Annotated in this window: 17 protein-coding genes; 15 read left to right on the forward strand and 2 right to left on the reverse strand. The window is 60.9% G+C overall.

Features of this window, described 5'->3' with window-relative positions:
• Positions 1-313: 313 nt before the first annotated feature.
• From U9R81_RS07625 to U9R81_RS07650, 6 genes are all read left to right on the forward strand, one after another.
• Positions 314-1,198 (forward strand): acyl-CoA desaturase, encoded by an 885-nt coding sequence (locus U9R81_RS07625; RefSeq protein WP_322494896.1) that lies wholly within the window; start codon positions 314-316, stop codon positions 1,196-1,198.
• Positions 1,199-1,470: 272 nt separating this feature from the next.
• A complete protein-coding gene (locus U9R81_RS07630) occupies positions 1,471-2,937 on the forward strand; it encodes a circularly permuted type 2 ATP-grasp protein (protein WP_322494922.1) in 1,467 nt (488 codons plus the stop codon).
• Positions 2,938-2,958: 21 nt separating this feature from the next.
• On the forward strand, positions 2,959-3,912 hold the full coding sequence (locus U9R81_RS07635; protein WP_322494897.1) for an alpha-E domain-containing protein: 954 nt from the start codon (positions 2,959-2,961) through the stop codon (positions 3,910-3,912).
• Between the two features lie 33 nt (positions 3,913-3,945).
• On the forward strand, positions 3,946-4,872 hold the full coding sequence (locus U9R81_RS07640) for a transglutaminase family protein (RefSeq protein WP_322494898.1): 927 nt from the start codon (positions 3,946-3,948) through the stop codon (positions 4,870-4,872).
• A 486-nt stretch (positions 4,873-5,358) separates the two neighbouring features.
• Positions 5,359-6,744 (forward strand): CUAEP/CCAEP-tail radical SAM (seleno)protein, encoded by a 1,386-nt coding sequence (locus U9R81_RS07645; RefSeq protein ID WP_322494899.1) that lies wholly within the window; start codon positions 5,359-5,361, stop codon positions 6,742-6,744.
• A 189-nt stretch (positions 6,745-6,933) separates the two neighbouring features.
• Complete coding sequence (locus U9R81_RS07650; protein ID WP_322494900.1) at positions 6,934-8,184, forward strand: ATP-grasp domain-containing protein; 1,251 nt, start codon at positions 6,934-6,936, stop codon at positions 8,182-8,184.
• 47 nt (positions 8,185-8,231) lie between these two features.
• Here U9R81_RS07650 and U9R81_RS07655 read toward each other — a convergent pair whose 3' ends face one another.
• Complete coding sequence (locus U9R81_RS07655) at positions 8,232-8,534, reverse strand: oxidative damage protection protein (RefSeq protein WP_066783841.1); 303 nt, start codon at positions 8,532-8,534, stop codon at positions 8,232-8,234.
• Between the two features lie 65 nt (positions 8,535-8,599).
• Between U9R81_RS07655 and U9R81_RS07660 the strand changes: the two genes are divergently transcribed.
• The 4 genes from U9R81_RS07660 to U9R81_RS07675 all read left to right on the forward strand — a co-directional run bounded on the left by U9R81_RS07660 (position 8,600) and on the right by U9R81_RS07675 (position 11,626).
• Positions 8,600-9,490, forward strand: a complete 891-nt coding sequence (locus U9R81_RS07660; RefSeq protein WP_322494901.1) for a methionyl-tRNA formyltransferase — start codon at positions 8,600-8,602, stop codon at positions 9,488-9,490.
• A gap of 445 nt (positions 9,491-9,935) precedes the next feature.
• Entirely contained in the window at positions 9,936-10,460 is a 525-nt protein-coding gene (locus tag U9R81_RS07665) for a hypothetical protein (protein WP_322494902.1), read from the forward strand.
• The gene (locus tag U9R81_RS07670) at positions 10,461-10,748 is read left to right on the forward strand and encodes an STAS domain-containing protein (RefSeq protein WP_322494923.1); all 288 of its coding nucleotides are present in this window, start codon (positions 10,461-10,463) and stop codon (positions 10,746-10,748) included.
• Between the two features lie 104 nt (positions 10,749-10,852).
• Entirely contained in the window at positions 10,853-11,626 is a 774-nt protein-coding gene (locus U9R81_RS07675) for an FHA domain-containing protein (RefSeq protein ID WP_322494903.1), read from the forward strand.
• An 80-nt stretch (positions 11,627-11,706) separates the two neighbouring features.
• Here U9R81_RS07675 and U9R81_RS07680 read toward each other — a convergent pair whose 3' ends face one another.
• Entirely contained in the window at positions 11,707-12,360 is a 654-nt protein-coding gene (locus U9R81_RS07680; protein WP_322494904.1) for a hypothetical protein, read from the reverse strand.
• Positions 12,361-13,267: 907 nt separating this feature from the next.
• Between U9R81_RS07680 and U9R81_RS07685 the strand changes: the two genes are divergently transcribed.
• From U9R81_RS07685 to U9R81_RS07705, 5 genes are all read left to right on the forward strand, one after another.
• A complete protein-coding gene (locus tag U9R81_RS07685) occupies positions 13,268-14,278 on the forward strand; it encodes a fumarylacetoacetate hydrolase family protein (RefSeq protein ID WP_322494905.1) in 1,011 nt (336 codons plus the stop codon).
• A 246-nt stretch (positions 14,279-14,524) separates the two neighbouring features.
• On the forward strand, positions 14,525-15,238 hold the full coding sequence (locus U9R81_RS07690) for a class I SAM-dependent methyltransferase (protein ID WP_322494906.1): 714 nt from the start codon (positions 14,525-14,527) through the stop codon (positions 15,236-15,238).
• A 184-nt stretch (positions 15,239-15,422) separates the two neighbouring features.
• Positions 15,423-16,037: a class I SAM-dependent methyltransferase gene (locus U9R81_RS07695; RefSeq protein WP_322494907.1), complete on the forward strand. Its 615-nt coding sequence runs from the start codon at positions 15,423-15,425 to the stop codon at positions 16,035-16,037.
• 41 nt (positions 16,038-16,078) lie between these two features.
• On the forward strand, positions 16,079-16,459 hold the full coding sequence (locus U9R81_RS07700; protein WP_322494908.1) for an EamA family transporter: 381 nt from the start codon (positions 16,079-16,081) through the stop codon (positions 16,457-16,459).
• The gene (locus U9R81_RS07705; RefSeq protein ID WP_322494909.1) at positions 16,456-18,441 is read left to right on the forward strand and encodes a hypothetical protein; all 1,986 of its coding nucleotides are present in this window, start codon (positions 16,456-16,458) and stop codon (positions 18,439-18,441) included. The genes U9R81_RS07700 and U9R81_RS07705 overlap by 4 nt, the downstream gene beginning before the upstream one ends.
• Positions 18,442-18,518 lie beyond the last annotated feature (77 nt).

Raw genomic sequence — 18,518 nt, forward strand, 5'->3', positions numbered from 1 at the left:
ACCCCAGCGGGATTCGAACCCGCGATCTCCACCTTGAGAGGGTGGCGTCCTAGGCCGCTAGACGATGGGGCCAACCCGCTCAACACGTTCAGGAGTATACCATAGGTTTGGAAATAATGCAAATCGGCGCAATAGGTGAGCTCGGAGGGTAACGCATGCATTCCCTGCCGGCCCTACCCATTACTCTAGTCACCCCCATTGCCGGCCAACTCGTGACCGAAGATTAGCCGGCAGCTACTTCTACCCATCCTCACCGCATTCTATTCTTGTGACAGGTCGAACAAATTTCGTTACCAGCAAGGAGTGTTTCGCTATGGCTCGCACTGTTCCCGCCACCGAACCAAAACTGGAAAAATCACCACTCGAAAAGTTTTTTGTCTTGTTAATCGTGCTTTTACCCTTCCTTGGCACTATCTACGCGATGGTGATGCTTTGGCAGCAGTACGTTGACTGGCTCGATGTCACCTTGATGCTCGTGTTGTATGTTATTTCCGGTCTCGGCATCACCATCGGCTTTCACCGCATGCTCACCCACAAGAGCTTTGAAACCTCACGCCCGCTGAAGGCGCTCTTTTTGATTATGGGGTGTATGGCACTGGAAGGCGACCCGATTTCGTGGGCTTCGACCCATATCCAGCACCATGCCCATTCCGATGACGAAGAGGATCCGCATAGCCCGCTCGAAGGCTTGTGGCATTCGCACGTGGGCTGGCTGTTTACCCACAAAAATAACATCGAAATGTACGGCAAGTGGCTGTTGAAGGATCCAACCATCGTTTGGGTGAGCAAGACGTGGTATCTGTGGGCGGCGCTCGGTATTCTGATCCCGACCCTGATCGCTGGCTGGAGCGGCCTAATTTGGGGCGGTCTGGTGCGGATCTTCCTCACCCACCATATCACATGGAGCGTGAATTCGATCTGCCACACCTTTGGCCGCCGTGACTATAACACACGCGATGCGAGCCGCAACAACTTCATCGTCGGCTTGCTCGCCTTCGGCGAAGGCTGGCACAATAATCACCACGCCTTCCCCCGCTCGGCCTTCCACGGCCTGCGCTGGTGGCAGATCGATATCTCGGCCTATATCATCCGCGCCCTTGAGAAGGCGGGGCTGGTGTGGAACGTGTACCGCGTGAAGCCGGAAGATATGCATAAACGCCAAACGACGCCGGCTTTGCACGAGGTGATGGGCAATTAGTTGGGAAGTTGCGCTACGACTATGGAGTGCGGCAGTCAAACTGCCGCACTCCATAACGTTGGCATCACCTAGCGCGAGAGTTCCTCTCGCAGTGCCGCGCAAAAGGTTTGCCAGCTCTCTTGCTTCCCTCCTCCCATTCCTAGTTGACGAAGAGCGTCATCGGCGTTACCATACTCAGTATCATTTCACGCCGGCAAATGAAGACGATCGGGCAACGTTGCCCACGGCTGGCCGGGCGCAATCACTCTGTTGAACATAAGTATGCGACGAGTATGCCCGACGCCACCATTCCACTTGTTGGCCAACCGCCATTTGAACAGTACACCTTAACTGGCGCTTACGACGAGATGTTTGCGCCAGACGGCACCGTGCGCCCAGCGTATGCTGAATTGGCCCGCCGCCTCAGCGCGCTGAGCCGGGAAGAATTGCAGCAGCGGCAACGCTACGCCGATCTGACCTTCCTTAATCAGGGGATTACCTTTACGGTCTATGGCAACGAATCCGGCACCGAACGGATCTTTCCCTACGACCTCATTCCCCGCATCATCACTGCCGACGAATGGCAGCAGATCGAGCGCGGTTTAAGCCAGCGCATTATCGCCCTCAATCACTTTTTGCACGACATTTACCACGATCAGCAGATTCTGCGCGATGGCGTCATTCCCCGCCAGCTGATCTACAGTTGCCGCCATTACCGGCGCGAGATGCGCGGCTTGCCCGTGCCGCGCGGCGTCTACACTGCGATTGTCGGCACCGATTTGGTGCGTTTGCCCGATGGCCAGTTCGTGGTGCTCGAAGATAATCTGCGCGTGCCGAGCGGCGTCAGCTATATGCTCACTAACCGGGCAGTGATGAAGCGCGCCTTCCCGCGCCTGTTCGGCGCCCACGGGGTACGCCCGATCGACCATTACGGGCAAGCGTTGCTCGCCACGTTGCGCGCCTTGGCCCCCGACCACCGGCCTGAACCAACGATTGCCCTGCTCACCCCCGGCGTCTTTAATTCGGCCTACTTTGAACACACCTTCCTTGCCCGCCAGATGGGGATCGAGCTGGTCGAAGGGCGTGACCTGCTCGCCCACGATAACGTGGTCTATATGCGCACCACCGGTGGTCTGCGGCGAGTAGACGTGATCTATCGCCGGATCGACGACGATTTTCTCGACCCAATGGTCTTCCGGCCTGACTCGGTGCTCGGTGTACCGGGCTTGCTCAACGCGTACCGCGCTGGCAACGTCGTGCTGGCTAACGCAATTGGCACTGGCGTCGCTGATGATAAAGCGATCTATGCTTATGTGCCGGCGATCATTCGCTATTACCTCGGCGAGGAACCGATCTTGCCCAATGTGCCGACCTATCTGTGCGACCGGCCCGACGAACGAGCGTATGTGCTCGAACACTTGGATGAATTGGTCGTCAAGGCAGTCGGTGAGTCGGGCGGCTACGATATGCTGATCGGCCCGCATAGCACCCGCGAGCAGCAAGCCCAATTCGCCGAACGCATCCGTGCCAATCCGCGCAACTATATCGCGCAGCCAACTCTGCAACTCTCGTGCGCGCCGTGTTTTATCGATGGCATGATCGAACCGCGCCACGTCGATCTGCGCCCGTTCATTCTCTTTGACGGCGAGGCCACCACGATTGTGCCCGGCGGGTTGACCCGCGTCGCCCTCCGGCGCGGTTCGCTGGTGGTCAATTCGTCGCAAGGCGGCGGCAGTAAGGATACGTGGGTGTTGTATTGATACTATCCGGCAGGATCATCTATGCTCTCACGAGTTGCTGATAGTCTCTATTGGATGAGCCGTTACCTTGAGCGCACCGAGCATACGGCGCGCCTGATCGGGGTTGGCCTCACCCAGATTCTCGATCAGACGCCGCAGGCGATTGCGCCGCGCTGGGGCCGGCTGCTCGCCGCGCTGCACGTCGAACCGCCAGAGACCGGTCTCGACGATCCGCAGGCTATCACCCGCCTGCTCACTACCGACGCCGCTAACCCTGCTTCACTGGTGTCGTGCATTACGTTGGCGCGCGAAAATGCCCGCCAAGTGCGCGAGCAGATCAGCTCGGAGATGTGGGAGCACATTAACCAGCTCTACCTGCGCATGCGCGCCGCAACCATCGAGCAGATCTGGCGCGACGAGCCGGTCGAGTTTTATCAGATGGTCAAAGAGCGGTTGCACCTCATCCAAGGCATTACCGACGCCACCATGAACCACGGCGAGGGTTGGCGCTTTATTCAGGTCGGGCGGTATCTCGAACGGATCTGGGCCACCACGCTGCTGCTCGAAGTCTTCTTTCAGCCCTACCTCAACGGCGACGAAGGCGCTATCGACTCGATCGATTGGGTGGTGCTGCTCAAGAGTTGTACCGCTTTCGAGGCGTATTGCAAAGTCTACACTGCCGATGTGCAACCGGCCCAGATTGCTGAATTTCTCTTGTTAAACGCCGAAAGTCCGCGCTCGATCCGGTTTGCCGCCGACCAACTGCAAGATAGTCTCGAACAAATTTCCCAACTTGCCGGCGGACGCCACGCCGGCAGAGCTGAGCGGCTGGCGGGCCGGTTGCACGCTCAACTTGACTATGGGCAGGTCGATGAGATTATCGCCGGTGATTTGCCGCTGTTCTTGCGGCAGATCCGGCAGCAATGCACCGCGATTCACGAAGCGATCTATCAAGCGTATATTACCTATCCGATCGAGCAGGCGCTACTCCGGTAGCGCACTGTTGGAGCGCTGAGCCGGCGTCAACCTATGTACTATTCGATCCTGCATAAGACGCGCTTTCGCTATAGCGCGCCGGTCACCGAAAGCCAGACCGAAGTGCGGATGTGTCCCCGCAATGAGGGAACGCAGCGTCTGATCGAGTTCCGCCTTACCACCGCCCCGTTCGCGCGCATTAATCACTACCACGACTGGCTCGGCAACGAAGTCTACCACTTCGATGTCACGGCGGCCCATCGGCAATTGCTGATCATCGCCGAAACCATCGTCCAACTCACACCGCCGCCGCCACTGCCCGACCGGCTCGATAGCACCGCGTGGCTGGATCTCGACAAACTCGCTGCCCACGGCGACTTCTGGGATTTCTTAATGCCGAGCCATTTCATCCAAACCACACCAGCTTTGCTCGATCTGGCGCGTGAAATGGGCGCTGAGCGCCGATCCGATCCGCTGACCTTGTTGCGCGAACTCAATCACAGCATCGCCCAAACCTTTGCTTATGCCCCCCAAACGACGCGCGTCGACTCGCCAATCGACGAGGCGCTGCTGGCGCGCAAGGGTGTCTGCCAAGACTTCGCCCATATTATGATTGCGCTCGTGCGACGGATCGGGATTCCGTGCCGGTACGTCAGCGGCTACCTCTTTCATCGCATCGAAGACCACGACCGCTCGGAAGAAGACGCAACCCATGCGTGGGTGGAGGCGTATTTGCCTGAATTGGGATGGGTTGGCTTCGACCCGACCAACGACCTCATCGCTGGCGAACGCCATATCCGGGTGGCGGTTGGCCGCGACTACGCCGACGTGCCGCCGACTCGCGGCATCTATCGCGGCCAAGCGACCAGCCAGCTCGAAGTCGGGGTAAAGGTGGTGCCAACCGCCGTCCACATCGACGAAACCGAAGTGTTGCCCCAAATTACCACTGCCTCCGTCCAAGCCGAATTACAACAACAGTAGGGGTGCACAGCAGTGCGCCCTCGTGGGGCGCCACACGCCCCCGTGAGGTGCCACGCCCCCCATAGCGGCACACCGTGGTGCGCTCCGTGGCGCTCCCCTCGCGCCCCTCTTCCGTTTCAATGGCAGACAGAACATCTGATCCGGAACCCGGCCTTGAAGGGCCGGGCTAGGCTTACGAAGCCCCCTGCGCAGGTTGCTGGCCCTCACTCCTTGCCCCGCTCCCACTAGCGCGGGTTCAAGGGCGGACAGTCCGGCACCCGGCCCTGAAGGGCCGGGCTAGGCTTACGAAGCCCCCTGCGCGGGTTGATGCCCACACCCCTTGCCCTTCCCCCGCTGGGGGAAGGGTGATGGGGAGTGCAGCACGGGGCTTTGAGGCATCGCACAGCGATCATCTGTCCGCCCCTCAACCGGTGCGGGAGAGGGGAGTGTGGTGCGCTCTTGATGCACTCTGCAACACAAACACCGTCTTGCGGTACAATAGATAGCATGAACGTCTTGCTCATCTCCACCTACGAACTTGGTCATCAACCGTTGAGCCTCGCTTCACCGGCGGCATGGCTGCGGCGGGCCGGCGCCGCTGTGACCTGCGTTGATACCAGTGTGTCACCGTTGACAGCAACTATGGCGGCTGAGGCCGGCCTGATCGCCATTTCAGTTCCAATGCACACCGCCACCCGGCTGGCGCTCGAACTGTTACCACGCCTACGCGCCGCTGCCCCCAACGCATTTATCGTCTGCTACGGCCTCTACGCGCCGCTCAACGCCACGATGCTGCGCGCTGCCGGCGCCGATTGCTGTCTCGGCGGCGAAGTCGAAGAACTGCTCACCACAATCTGGCAACGCTTGGCCGCCGGCGAACGTCCGCCCGCCGTTGACGCCATCGCGCTCAACCGGCTCAATTTCGTTCCGCCCGATCGCAGCGGATTGCCGCCGCTCAACCGGTACGCCACCTTAATCAACGGCGCTGAAACGCGCCTCGCCGGCTACACCGAAACGACCCGCGGCTGCAAACACCTCTGCCGCCATTGCCCAGTCGTGCCGGTCTACAATGGCCGCTTCCGCGTCGTGCCCCGCGAAATGGTGCTGGCCGACATCCGTGCTCAAGTGACCGCCGGTGCGCGCCATATCACCTTCGGCGACCCCGATTTTCTCAACGGCCCTAGCCACGTCTTGCCGATCGTGCGCGCGATGCACGCCGAGTTCCCTGACCTGACCTACGATGTGACGATCAAAGTCGAGCACATTCTGCGCTACGCTCATCTGCTGCCGGAATTGCGCGCCACCGGCTGCATCATGGCGGTCAGCGCCGTCGAAGCGCTCGATGACGACATTCTCGCCCGCCTTGACAAACGCCATACCCGCGCCGATGTCGCTCGCGCCGTCGCGCTGCTGCGCGCCAATGACATTGCCCTCAACGCGACGTTTGTCGCGTTTACGCCGTGGACAACCCTCCAAATCTATCGCGATCTGTTGCTGGGAATCGCCGAATTGGGGTTGATCGAAAGTGTCGCGCCGGTGCAGTATGGCCTGCGCTTGCTCATTCCCGCCGGCTCGCGCCTGCTCGAACTGCCCGACATACGCGCGCTGGTCGGGCCATTCGACCCCGTCGGTTTGGTCTATCCGTGGCACCACCCCGATCCGGCGATGGACACGTTGCAGCAGGCCGTGCTCGAATTGGCCCAATGCGGCGACCATTGCGGCATGTCACGCACCGCCTTCTACCAGCGCTTGCTCGATCTGTGCGATCAGGTGATCGGGCTGGGGCCGCGCCCGGCTACCCTCCCGCCATCCCCGCCCATTCCCCGCCTCAGCGAGCCGTGGTACTGCTGCGCCGAGCCGAATCATCAGCAATTGGCGGCCCGGTATTTGTGAAGGAGCGTAGAGAATGAAAGGGGTTTTTCGATTAGCGGTCGTAATCCTATGGAGTGCGGCAGTATGACTGCCGCCGCCTTATAAAGATGCAGCAAAACAGTTTCTTGAGCAAGTCGCAATCCTATGGAGTGCGGCAGTATGACTGCCGCCGCCTATGACATGCTCTCATCATCATGAATCAATATTGCGATGCCACCCACACCCCCGCACCTATTACTCCTCACCACGCCATCGTCGTACCGGTTGCCGGCTTTTCTAGCCGCCGCCGAGCGGATCGGCGCGCAAGCGACGGTCGCCGAAGATACACCGCCGGCCTTGGCCCGCCCGTTGCCGGGACGCTTGTTGATTGACTTCAGCGATCAGACAGCTGCGCTGGGCGCGATTCGTGCGTTGCACGCCAGCCAGCCGCTCACCGCGATTCTGCCGGTTGATGATAGCGGGGTTGAGTTAGCGGCGCTGGCTTGCGCCGAACTCGGCCTGCCGTTCAATCGTCCTGAAGCAGCTGCCGCCGCGCGCGACAAGCATCTGATGCGCCAGCTCTTTGCCCGCGCGGGCGTACCCTCGCCCGCATTTCGCCTCTGCACTACCGCCGATGACCTCGCCGCGCTGGCCCAGACCGTCCCCTTCCCTTGCGTGGTCAAACCGCTGCGGCTCAACGGTAGTCGCGGCGTGATCCGGGCCGATAACCCCGACCAATTCGTCGCCGCTGCGCGCCGGTTGGCGGCGCTGCTCGATCGGGTCGAGGGGCCGGGAACGCACGAGTTTCTGGTCGAGGAGTTTGTGCCGGGGTTTGAAGTGGCGCTGGAGGGCTTGATCGACCGCGGGCAGGTGCAGGTGTTGGCGCTATTCGACAAGCCCGATCCGCTTGACGGGCCGTTCTTTGAAGAGACGATCTACGTCACACCGTCACGCTTGCCGGCAGCGACCCAAACCGCGATTTGCGACGTGACGGCGGCGGCGGCGCGAGCGGTTGGTCTCGAACAGGGGCCGCTGCACGCTGAGTTGCGCATCAACGACCGCGGGCCGTGGATGATCGAGCTAGCCAATCGCAGCATCGGCGGTCTGTGTTCGCGCACGTTACGGTTCGGCGCCGATACGCCGCTCGAAGAGTTGATCTTGCGCCAAGCCGCCGGCTTGCCGATCGAGTCGCTCAGCCGGACCGGGCAGGCCGGCGGCGTGATGATGATCCCAATTCCGCAGGCTGGCATCTTGCGCGGGGTCGCCGGGGTGGAAGCGGCGCAAACGATTCCCAGCATCGAGTCGGTCGAAATCACTGCCCCGCTCAATTACCCGTTAACCCCGCTGCCCGAAGGCGATAGCTACCTCGGCTTCATCTTCGCTCGCGGCCCCGATCCGGCCACAGTTGAAGCGGCGTTGCGCGCTGCCCACGCCCAGTTGCAGTTTACGATCGTGCCGGCGATTACATTGACGGCGCAGTAGAGACGCACGGCTGTGCGTCTCTGGCCGTGCGTCTCTACTGCGCCCCGTTATTTGCGGCGGGGGCCGCCTTTGGCCGGCGCGGCGGATGGCGGCGTCCACCCTTCGGGCATACGCGCGTTCTCGCCGAAGAAGAACTCCTCCATCGCCTTCATCAGGATTTGTTGCGCGTTAGGGTCGCCAAGGCTGAGGCCATAATGGTTGATAATCAGCGTCGCCTGCTGCGGCCACAGCCGCCACGCCTGCGCCGAGACCTGCTCGTAGATGCGCTGGCCGAGCGGGCCGGGGAACGGCGGCTGATCGAGGCCGGGCAGTTCACGACCGAGCTTGACACAATTCACCATACGCGGCATAGATGTTTCTTTCTTTCAAACCAGCGTGATACCGTCTTCATTATACCCGAAAGAAAAGGTCGACCATGCGAATCATGCTCTTTGCCATGCCGGGGCCGATGGCCTTGCCCATCTTGCAACGCTTGCTGGAGTTGCCAGTACATGTGGTGGGATTGGTTCACCCGGCGCCACCGGGTATGCCGGCGCTGGCCCTCCTGCCACCGGCCACGCCAACCGCTCGCCAAGAGGTGGTAACGCCAGTGAATCTGGCAACTCTCGCTGACCGGACCGGCCTCCCGCGCTGGACCGTTGGACGTGCCGGCATGCTGGCGCTGGCCGAGCAGCTTGCGTCACAGCAGATCGATCTCGCGATCGTTGCCTGCTGGCCGTGGCGCATTCCTACTGACCTGCTGCGCGTGCCGCAGCGCGGCTTCCTGAACCTGCATCCCTCGCCATTGCCAGAACTGCGCGGGCCGGAACCGCTCTTCTGGGCGCTACGGTTGGGCTGGACGCGCACGGCAATGACGTTGCACCTGATGGACGAGGCGTTTGATCAAGGGCCGATCGCGCGGCAGGAATGGTTTGAGCTACCGCTCGGCGAGCGGCTGAGCGCGATTGAGACGCTCGCCGGATGGGTTGCCGCGCAGATGCTGCCAGCGGCGCTGGCCGATCTCGCCACACCGGGATGGCAACCACAACCGCAACCGGCTGGCGGGAGCTACTACCCCGCACCGCAAGCCACTGACTTCACCTTCACCGCCGATTGGCTAGTACAGCGCGCCTACGCATTCGTGCGCGCCGTCGCCGAATGGGGCCAGCCGTTCACCTTCATCGCGGCTGATGGCCAAACTGCGCTGATTGCCGACGCCATGACCTACGTGACCGGCAAACAGCAAGCAAGACCGATCGTCACCAACAACGACCAAATCGCTTTACAACTGCGCGACGGAATATTACTAGCGACACCTGCTTCATGATCGCAATCGTCGTAGACCGCACGATTAACGCATCTTTAATATTTGTCAATTCAGTTACGATAGTGATACAGTGCGCAATGAGTTTGCGCAAGGCATCACCAAATGGGCTACACTTGCGCTCATCCAAGGCTCGCTATCGTTCTTTGTAACCAAGGCAACCCGACGCCACGGAGATACTGGAATGTCCAGCTCCTAATCACCTGCCATCACTCCCACCGAAAACGCTAGCACAGTTATCGCCCAGTGGCAGCTGCAGATCCTCAACAACTTGCTTTGGATACTGGTCGTGCTCGGCGGTCTGGCGCTTGTCGTCGGATTGTGGCCAGATTATAACGCAATGGGCGCGCGGGCGCTGCCATATATCGCCATCTACGCTATTGCCTATGTGCTGGTTGTATCTGCGTCTGCCCTCCGCTAGGTTAGCCTGACCATCCGTGCCATCTTCGTGCTCACGATTTTAGGCGTGATGGTGACCTTTCTGCTGATCTTTTATGGTCTTGTCGGTAGCGGGCGTTTGCTCTGGATCGGCGTGATCGTGCTGGCGCTGGTGTATTTTGGCAGCTGGGGCGGGATCAGCGTGTTAGCAATATCACTCGTAACGATGATCATCACCGCCGCCATCTATGTCTCTGGTAATGCCACCTTTTTAGCGGCGGAAAACCTCGCGGTACAAGACACCATTTCTGATTGGATTGGCGCCACTGTCGTCTACCTCGCTAGCGCATCGCTTGCCCTCTTGCCATTCCTGTATCTGTTGCGGCGAATGGAAGGGCTGGCGTTGCAAGCAACGGCTGAAGCGGCCCGCGCGCGGATGCAAGCCCAACAGGTTGAGGCATCTGCCGCCCAACTCGAACCGCAAACGGCGCAATTGCAGGCTACCGAACAGATGCTGCGCAATCTGGCGCAGTCGCTCGAAACACCCACGGTTGAGATCGGGCGCGATGTGTTGCTAGCGCCGGTCGTCAGCTAGATCGACAGCCAGCGCGCCGAGCTGCTGTTGAAGCGGCTGCGCGAGGTGGTCAGCGCTCGCCGGGTGCGGATGGTCGTGATTGATGTCGCCGGCGTGCCAGCCTTCGACACAATGGCCGCGCAAAGTTTGATTCAAACCGTCCAAGCGCTGCGCTTGATCGGGTGTGAGGCGGTGATTACCGGCATTTCACCCGCCATGGCCCAAGCTATCACCGCGCTAGGCATTGACATGAACACCATCGCCACTGCCCGCTCGCCGCAAGAGGTGCTGGTGCGGGCAACGGTATAGCAAACGCCGATAGGACATTTTTCCGAATTTTTTGCCAAGCGCGCAACTTTTGCCCTCCTCGCGCGGTTTCCATGATGAGAGGATTGCTGTGCGAGGAGATCATTATGCGCCGCCGAACCCCGCTCTTGGCTCTGCTCATGCTGATCATCGTTTGGCCAGTATTGGCAGCCGCTCACGCCATCCCCCCAACTCCGCCCACTGCCCCGCCTCGCCTCATTTTCGGCGTCGAGCAGATCTCGGCCACAGCATGGGCGCTGCTGGTCGGGTGCCCCTCGCCCCCGCACGATCTGCACGTGTGGGCGGAAGAAGCTCCGCCGCAGCGCCCGCAAACCATCACTGCTCTTGCACCGGGGCGCTGGCGCGCGCAATTCGACGGCGCATTGCCATCGTCAGCGATGGTGTACGGCTGCGGCCAGAGCGCCGCCCTTGTGATCGCATCACCAGCGCTGCCGCTGTGGATGAACAGCGTCTTTGCGCTCGGCGCCGTCGCGGTAATGTTGCTGAGCACGCGACTCGTCCGGCGTGCTCGCCGTGTGGCGAGCATGCCTATCTCAGCGCCGGCAGTGAGTGGTTGGCAAGCATACATTACCGACGAACAGGGCGAGCGCACGATTGCTCTGCCTACCGGTATGCTCACAGCCGGCAGCGATCCCGCCTGCCATATTATCGTCTTGGGATCAGATATTGCCCTGCGCCATGCGCACCTCATGCTGACCGAGACACAGGCCCACATCGTTGATCTCGCCAGTCCCTCCGGCGTCTTTTGCGGCCCCGTCCGGCGCCGGCTACGCCCGCACACTCCAACACTGGTTAGTGACGAAGATATCTGGCTCGGCGCCACAGTGCGCTTACGACTGGGCAAAACCAGAGGGGAATGAACGCAACAAACCAACTGAAGTGCGGCAGTGTGACTGCCGCACTCCGTATATCGAGTGAGGGATGGTCTCTCAGCGTGGGCTTACGACACCCGCCGGCTGGCACCGAGAAAGACCGGCGGGCGCACACGCAGCATCAAGCCAAGATCAACCAAAATATGAATGAAGATCACCGTCCAGATGTCTTGATACAGATAAAAACAGAGGCTCCACCCCAAGACCAGCGCCATCTCGGCCAGCGGGCGCAACTTGCGGATGCGCATCGATTGCGGCGAATCGTCGAGATGGGGCGGCAGGTATTGCAGCCAAAACATGCCATGAATCACACCGCCGTAAATGACGAAGGCCGTAAACCCGATCGCAAAACCGAGCAGCCCCACCAGATTTGGCCAGAACTGCATCGCGATCCCGTCGCCGATCCATGCGCCAATACGATACACGATCGCAAAGGCAAACGTCTCGATTACGCCATTGCCGATGCTAAAGATGGCAGTCGGCCCCCACAGGAATGGACGGCCATCGTGACGGGCAACCAACACATACAAGACTTGACTAAAGGCAAAACTCGCCAGCAAGAACACTACAAACCACGGGTTCGCCAAGGTCGCAGGCACATTCCAGCTCTTCAGCCAATCACCTAGCAGGGGGATACCTATGACCAACGAGATGAGCCAGTAGAGCAAGATGTACTGATCTAGACGACTGAGGGCACGTTGTTCGGTCAGCTCGTACTCCATAATGATCGTGCTCCACGTGTTTTTGTTTGCAATGTACAAGTGTTGTTTATATGAAATATCTTACCACATCCAAGAGCGCTTGCCTAGAGGAAAAGTGAACAAATTGGGGCATAGATGTGTGCATTTTTAGCTCGTTCGCTACCGCTCGGTCATTGCAGCACGACAACATCATTCCTGTCCTGCCGATATGGTGCTATCATTGTGGCGCTAAGCATGGCAGCCCTCAGACCAGCGGTGGACATTGCTTCGATACATGGCGCGGCAGGCATGGTGGCAAGTCGTATAAGGAAACCACCGTATGCGTCGCAGCAATCGCCGGCAAGCAAACGCATGCTCTTGAGGTTACCAATTGCTAGGTTCAACCGTTGACGCACTTGGCGCGATATACTCGTGCAATGATCGAGCGTAAGGGTGGAAGCGCAGAAGTTTGGCTGTGACGGTTGCTTGGGGTATCCCTCACGCTTCCGACAACGATGACGGCAAGGCCAGAATCAACGTGGCCGAGATACATTTCCCGCGCTCTCGCCAGAACAGTTGAGGGGCGGATAGAACGTGTGATCGATTTCAACCGTTGATCGCTGTGCAATGCCTCAACGCTCGGCACTACGCTCCCCTCTCCCGCGCCAGTAGGAGAGGGGCTGGGGATGAGGGTCGGCAGTCCGCGTAGCGGGCTTCGTAATCCTAGCCCGGCCCTGAAGGGCTAGGTTCCTGATAGGTTCCTGACCAGATGTTCTATCTGCCCCTGCACGCCAGTGGGAGAGGGGCTGGGGGTGAGGGCAAACCAGCGTATCGCAACGCTATCAACCGTATCTACGCTCATAGGTTCTGTCCGCCCTTGAATCAGAAAAGCGCGGGGCCACAGGCAAACAGGCCGAACCTGCTTCAGAATCGATGTAAGGAGATAACCGTGCGCTTGGTCAGCTTCATCCTGCCCGCTGGCGCCACAGCGCGAGCCGGCGTCTTGCTCGACGATGCGATCATCGATTTAGCAGCGGCGGCGGCATTGATCAGCGAAGAGGCCGCCGCAGCGCAGTGGGATATGCTCTCGCTGTTGCGGGGCGATCACCCTGATGCCACCATCGCTGCCGCCGCTGATATCGTACAGGCGGTGATCAATGTCATGGGAGGAGCCGATCCGTCCGAAGCGCCGCTCGGCGAGTTCAATTGGCACGAGGGATTGACCATTGGCGATACGGCGCTGGTGATCCCGGCTACCCAAGTACGCCTTGTCGCCCCCTTGCCGCAGGCGGTTTCGTTGCGCGAGTTTGATGCACTCGCCGATGAGCGTACTGTGATGATGCGCCGAGCAGCTGGATATTGGGTTGGCGACCGCAACTGGCCCGCGTTTCGCTTCGCCAGCCATACCGCAATCCTCGGCCCCGACGAACCGATCGAGCTGCCAATGCTCGAACCGCTCGATTGCGGCATGGCGCTTGGATGCGTCATCGGACGAGCCGGGCACGATATTGCGCCGGAAGATGCCGATGCGTACATCGCTGGTTATCTGTTGGTCAATGCGTGGACGATTCGCGATCCGCTGGCCGCATCACTCCGCCCGCGCGATCGCGCCACTTCGCTCGGCCCGTGGCTGGTGACGCCTGACGAGCTGGAATACTACCGCGATGACGATAGGCGGCTCATGCTCGAGTTGCGGCTGCGGCTGAACGGTCGTGAGCTTGCCCGCGCCAATACGGCGCTCATGCGGTGGTCGTTCGCCGAGTTGATCGCATTCGCCAGCCGTGATACGATGCTCTACCCCGGTGAGGTGCTCGTCAGTGGCGTCGCCACCGGCGGCTGCCTGCTTGATCTGCACGGCGATGATGGCCCATGGCTGCGCGCCGGCGATGAGGTTGTGATCGAATGTGCTGAGCTGGGGCAGTTGCGCTCACCAGTTGGGTTGGGGTTAGAGTTAGAGTAACGCATCCATACCGCATTAAGCGCGCAGAGCAGGCTGTTGTTGCCAGTTCGTCGCTTCGCGCTCGGTATCGCTCTCGCAATCGCGAGGGATAGCGTCACCGCAACCGATAGCAGAACGCGACGTGCTGCACAAGGCATAGCGACGCACTGTAACCAAGAAACGAGCGGCTAGCCAAGCGCCACTTGCCAGCTTGCCCGCCATCTGGTATAGTCCGCCCCGGTTATGGAAAAAAACGAGTACACAACAATGGCAGCGGTTGAGCTGCAACATTGGTGGTATGGCGGCATGCGCGCCATCAATGCCGCCATGCTTGACCGCGTATTTAGCGGACGCCGCGATCTACGCATCCTCGACGCCGGCTGCGGCACCGGTGGCGACGCGCTGTTTTTGCGCCGCTACGGCACAGTGGTTGGGCTTGATCTCGCTACCGAAGCGCTCACGCTCGCGCGTGGGCGCATTCCGGGCCGGTTGGCGCGCGGGTCGGTGCTGCAACTGCCATTTGCCGATCACAGCTTTGATCTCGTCACATCGTTCGATGTGTTGTATCATCAGGCTGTGATCGACGAACGGCAGGCGCTCGCCGAAGTACGGCGGGTCTTGCGCCGTGATGGCCGGCTGCTCATCCGGTTGCCGGCCTACGAATGGCTGCGCTCGCGCCATGATCGCCAAGTCCATACCCGCCACCGGTACACGGCTGGCGAAGTCGCGCGGTTGCTGCGTGAAAACGGCTTTACCGTCGAACAGCTTACCTACGCGCTAACATTGCTCTTCCCGATCTCGGCAGCGGTGCGCCTGCTTGAGCGGGTGTTGCCGGAATCGCAGACTGAGTCGGCGATGGAGTTGCCCTCTCGCCCGGTCAATGCTGCGTTACGCTTGCCAATGATGCTCGAAGCGGCGTACATTGCCCGTGGCGGGAAATGGCCGTTTGGGTTGTCAATCGTTGCGCTGGCGCGGGTCTAACGGGTTTATGAACACTGCCGCGTCATCGCGACCGGTATCATCACTCCGGCTGCGGCAAGGGTTGCTGTGGGGATTGCCTCCCTCGCTACGGATGTAATGATCGTCGTATCCACATCGACATTCCGCCGGCGATGGCCCAGCTTAGACTCCCATTGCCGACACCTCATTGGAAGACTGGTTAACTATGATGCTGAATCCTGTCCTCAACCGCTTAAGCGCCACGCCTGAATTGTGGAACCGGCTGCGCTGGCTGGTCGAAGCCGGCTTTACCGGCGAACATCTGGCCATTGCCCGCGAGCTACGACCGTGGCACGGCGACCACCGCCGGTTTCTCGATCTCGGCTGCGGCACCGGCGAGTTCGCAGCCGACTTTCCACCGCATCGCTATGTCGGGATTGACCCATCGCTCACGTATCTCCGTTTTGCGGTTCAACGCCGGCCGGGAACGTACCTTGCCGCCAGCGGCGATGCGCTCCCGTTCACCGATCAGACGTTTGATGCCGGCCTCATTCTTGGCGTACTACACCATCTGCCCGATGCCACTGCCCGCGCCGTGATGCGCGAAGTCTACCGGGTCATGCGGCCGGGGGCCACGGTGCTGGTGATGGAAGATACGCCGCCGCCACCCGGCCAAAACCCGCTCGGCCACCTCATGCATGCGCTTGATCGCGGCGGCTATATCCGGCACGATGCCGATTATCAGGCGATGTTCGGCGATGGCTTTGACATCGCGCGCAACTATCACCTCCGCTCTGGAATTTGCGATTATGCTGTGTATGTTCTCCGCCGGCGACCATGATGATGAAACCGTTATTCGCTGTCTCAACCAAAGTGCGCACTATGCTGCTGGTTCTCGCCCTGTTGATTACGGCTAGCGCCCTCACCGTGACGGGTGAGGTGTTGCTCAAGATCGGCATTAACCACGTCACCACTCACGTTGGCGCCTTCTCGCTCGAACCGCGGGTGCTGTGGGCGACGTTCACTGACTGGCGCGTTATTCTCGGCTTTGCTCTCGTCTTTGGCGGAGCCATCTTCTGGCTGGGAGTCATTTCGCGGGTAGACCTTTCCTTTGCGTACCCGTTATTGGCGCTTAATTACGTGATCATTCTGATCCCCTCGCGAATCTTGCTCAACGAGCCAATCACGATGATCCGCCTCGTTGGCGCACTGATCATTATGATCGGTGTAATTGTGATTACATGGGGCAGCGGGAAATCGTGACTCTGGCGCAAACCTTAGCTGATCCGCGCAGGGCATTGGCAGCGCGATTGCGCCATAATTGGCGGTCTGCGTTCCTGCTGCTGGCGCTCGTCTTGATTGGCTGCGGTCTGGCGTACCAAACCCCGCTCAGCGTCCACCTCGCCGTTGGCGGCGATCCGCTCACCCGCCGGCGAGAAGACGATGCGCCATTCTTGCAGATGGTGCATGCGGCTGAACCGGCGTTGCCGTCGGTGGCGGCATGGTGGGAGCTGCCCGGCGCTGCGGATCCCTACCGCTGGACGCAACCAGAGAGTGCAATCAGTTTGCCCGGTCTGGGAGGCGGATCTTGGTTGGTCACAGCACGCGCGCAGGGTGGGCGACCCGACGGCGCGCCAACCGCTACCGCGTGGCAAGCTGGCGCATGGCCGCCGGTGGCATTTGCACTGCCGGCAGCGCCGAGCCGTCGCTATACCCTGCTCGTCCCAGCAGACGGAACGGTACGGCTGGTTATGCGGAGCGATGCGTTCCAAGCGGACGGCGATCCGCGCGCGTTGGGTTTTGTCTTGCGCAGTACCCACGTCCAGACGATCGGCGGCTGGCGCGCGCCGGATTGGGGCCAACTCGGCTGGATTGGGCTGACCCTCGCGGCGGTGTGGTTGTGGAGCCAAATGGCGGCGCTTCCGCCACGATGGGCGCTAGGGGTGATCGGTCTCGGCGGCGGCGCTGCGATCGCAGCGATTGCGCTGGTACGACCGGCCTTTGCGCTGCTGATGCCGATTCTGGCGGTGCTGAGCGCCAGCGCAACCGCCATCAACTTGGGCCTCGCGCTGCGCTGGCCGCAGCAATTGGCGTGGCGGCAAGCGATTGGGCTGGCGCTGCTCGCTCTCATTGTGCGCTTGGCCGGTTTGCTCCACCCGCATGCGATCAGCAGCGACGCCGGCTTTCACGCGAATAACCTCTTGCGGTTCGGTCTTGGTCACGTCTTTCTCACTGCCGGCCTGCCTGCCGAAGCCGGCGGGGGCGCAGCGCCGTATCCAGCCGGTTTTTACCTCATAGCCCTCCCCTTCCAGATCCTGTTCGGCGACGATTTTGCCGCGCGCCGGCTGCTAGTGACAATCGTGGCCGCTGCTCTTGATAGTCTCTTCTGCGTGGCGATCTGGTGGTGGGTGCGGCAAGCCGGATTCGGGCAGCGAGCCGCGCTCTTGAGCGCTGCTTGCTACCTCTTTGCCACCCAATCGCTCGAAGCGTTGGCAATTGGCGAGCTGGCCAATGTCGGCGGGCAGGCCCTGATCTTGCCGGCGTTGCTTGGGCTTAGTATGGGCGCAGCGGCACCCAGCAGCCACTGGCTGGCGCTGAGCGGATTGACGCTCGCAATTGCCGCCGGGTTGATGGCTCATTCCGGCGTGACGCTCGGCTTTGGCTTACTGATCGGCTGGGCATGGTTGTTGGCATGGCGGCAGCCAGCGACAATCGTCACCCCGGCCCGCCTCTTGATCGCCGCTGCCGGGGGGATAGCGTTGGCCTTGATCGTGATGTACACCACACCAGTATATCTCGAACTGATCAGCGGGCGTGGCAGGCAAGGCGCGAGCGGCGGCCAAGCGCCGGTGCAGATTATCACCGAAACCATCCTTGCCCTTACTGGCTGGCAACCGCCGCAACGGCGCGGATTGCCGGCACCGCTAGGCTTAGCGCTGGCCAACCTAGCCGGCCTTTGGATAATCTGGCGCACCCAGCAACCAACGACCACCGCGCTGCGTTGGCTACTCGGCGCATGGTGGGGCAGCGCGCTCAGCGGTCTTGGCCTGCTCCTCATCGCCGACCAAGGGTTACGCTGGATGCTCTTCCTCTACCCTGCGCTGTGCATTCCGGCAGGGATTGCCCTCGACCAATTGGCTGCACGATCCAGATGGGGCCGTGTGGCCGCGGCTATGTGGCTGCTGGCAATGATCGGGCAGGGCGCATTCCTGTGGGTTGGGCAGATTAGGGATTATCTGCATTGAACGGCGGGTTTGACGCTGCTGACGAGCCGTAACTAGTGGGCAGGCTGCCCGCGCTCCGTGGGGGGAAAGAGCACGGG

Source organism: Chloroflexus sp., assembly GCF_034435895.1.
In the GTDB taxonomy this organism is placed as follows: Bacteria; Chloroflexota; Chloroflexia; order Chloroflexales; family Chloroflexaceae; genus Chloroflexus.

Coding starts and splice junctions, on each gene's coding strand:
- U9R81_RS07625 (WP_322494896.1), top strand. CDS start 314: ATGGCTCGCACTGTTCCCGCCACCGAACCAAAACTGGAAAAATCACCA.
- U9R81_RS07630 (WP_322494922.1), top strand. CDS start 1,471: ATGCCCGACGCCACCATTCCACTTGTTGGCCAACCGCCATTTGAACAG.
- U9R81_RS07635 (WP_322494897.1), top strand. CDS start 2,959: ATGCTCTCACGAGTTGCTGATAGTCTCTATTGGATGAGCCGTTACCTT.
- U9R81_RS07640 (WP_322494898.1), top strand. CDS start 3,946: ATGTACTATTCGATCCTGCATAAGACGCGCTTTCGCTATAGCGCGCCG.
- U9R81_RS07645 (WP_322494899.1), top strand. CDS start 5,359: ATGAACGTCTTGCTCATCTCCACCTACGAACTTGGTCATCAACCGTTG.
- U9R81_RS07650 (WP_322494900.1), top strand. CDS start 6,934: ATGCCACCCACACCCCCGCACCTATTACTCCTCACCACGCCATCGTCG.
- U9R81_RS07655 (WP_066783841.1), bottom strand. CDS start 8,534: ATGCCGCGTATGGTGAATTGTGTCAAGCTCGGTCGTGAACTGCCCGGC.
- U9R81_RS07660 (WP_322494901.1), top strand. CDS start 8,600: ATGCGAATCATGCTCTTTGCCATGCCGGGGCCGATGGCCTTGCCCATC.
- U9R81_RS07675 (WP_322494903.1), top strand. CDS start 10,853: ATGCGCCGCCGAACCCCGCTCTTGGCTCTGCTCATGCTGATCATCGTT.
- U9R81_RS07680 (WP_322494904.1), bottom strand. CDS start 12,360: ATGGAGTACGAGCTGACCGAACAACGTGCCCTCAGTCGTCTAGATCAG.
- U9R81_RS07690 (WP_322494906.1), top strand. CDS start 14,525: ATGGCAGCGGTTGAGCTGCAACATTGGTGGTATGGCGGCATGCGCGCC.
- U9R81_RS07695 (WP_322494907.1), top strand. CDS start 15,423: ATGATGCTGAATCCTGTCCTCAACCGCTTAAGCGCCACGCCTGAATTG.
- U9R81_RS07700 (WP_322494908.1), top strand. CDS start 16,079: ATGCTGCTGGTTCTCGCCCTGTTGATTACGGCTAGCGCCCTCACCGTG.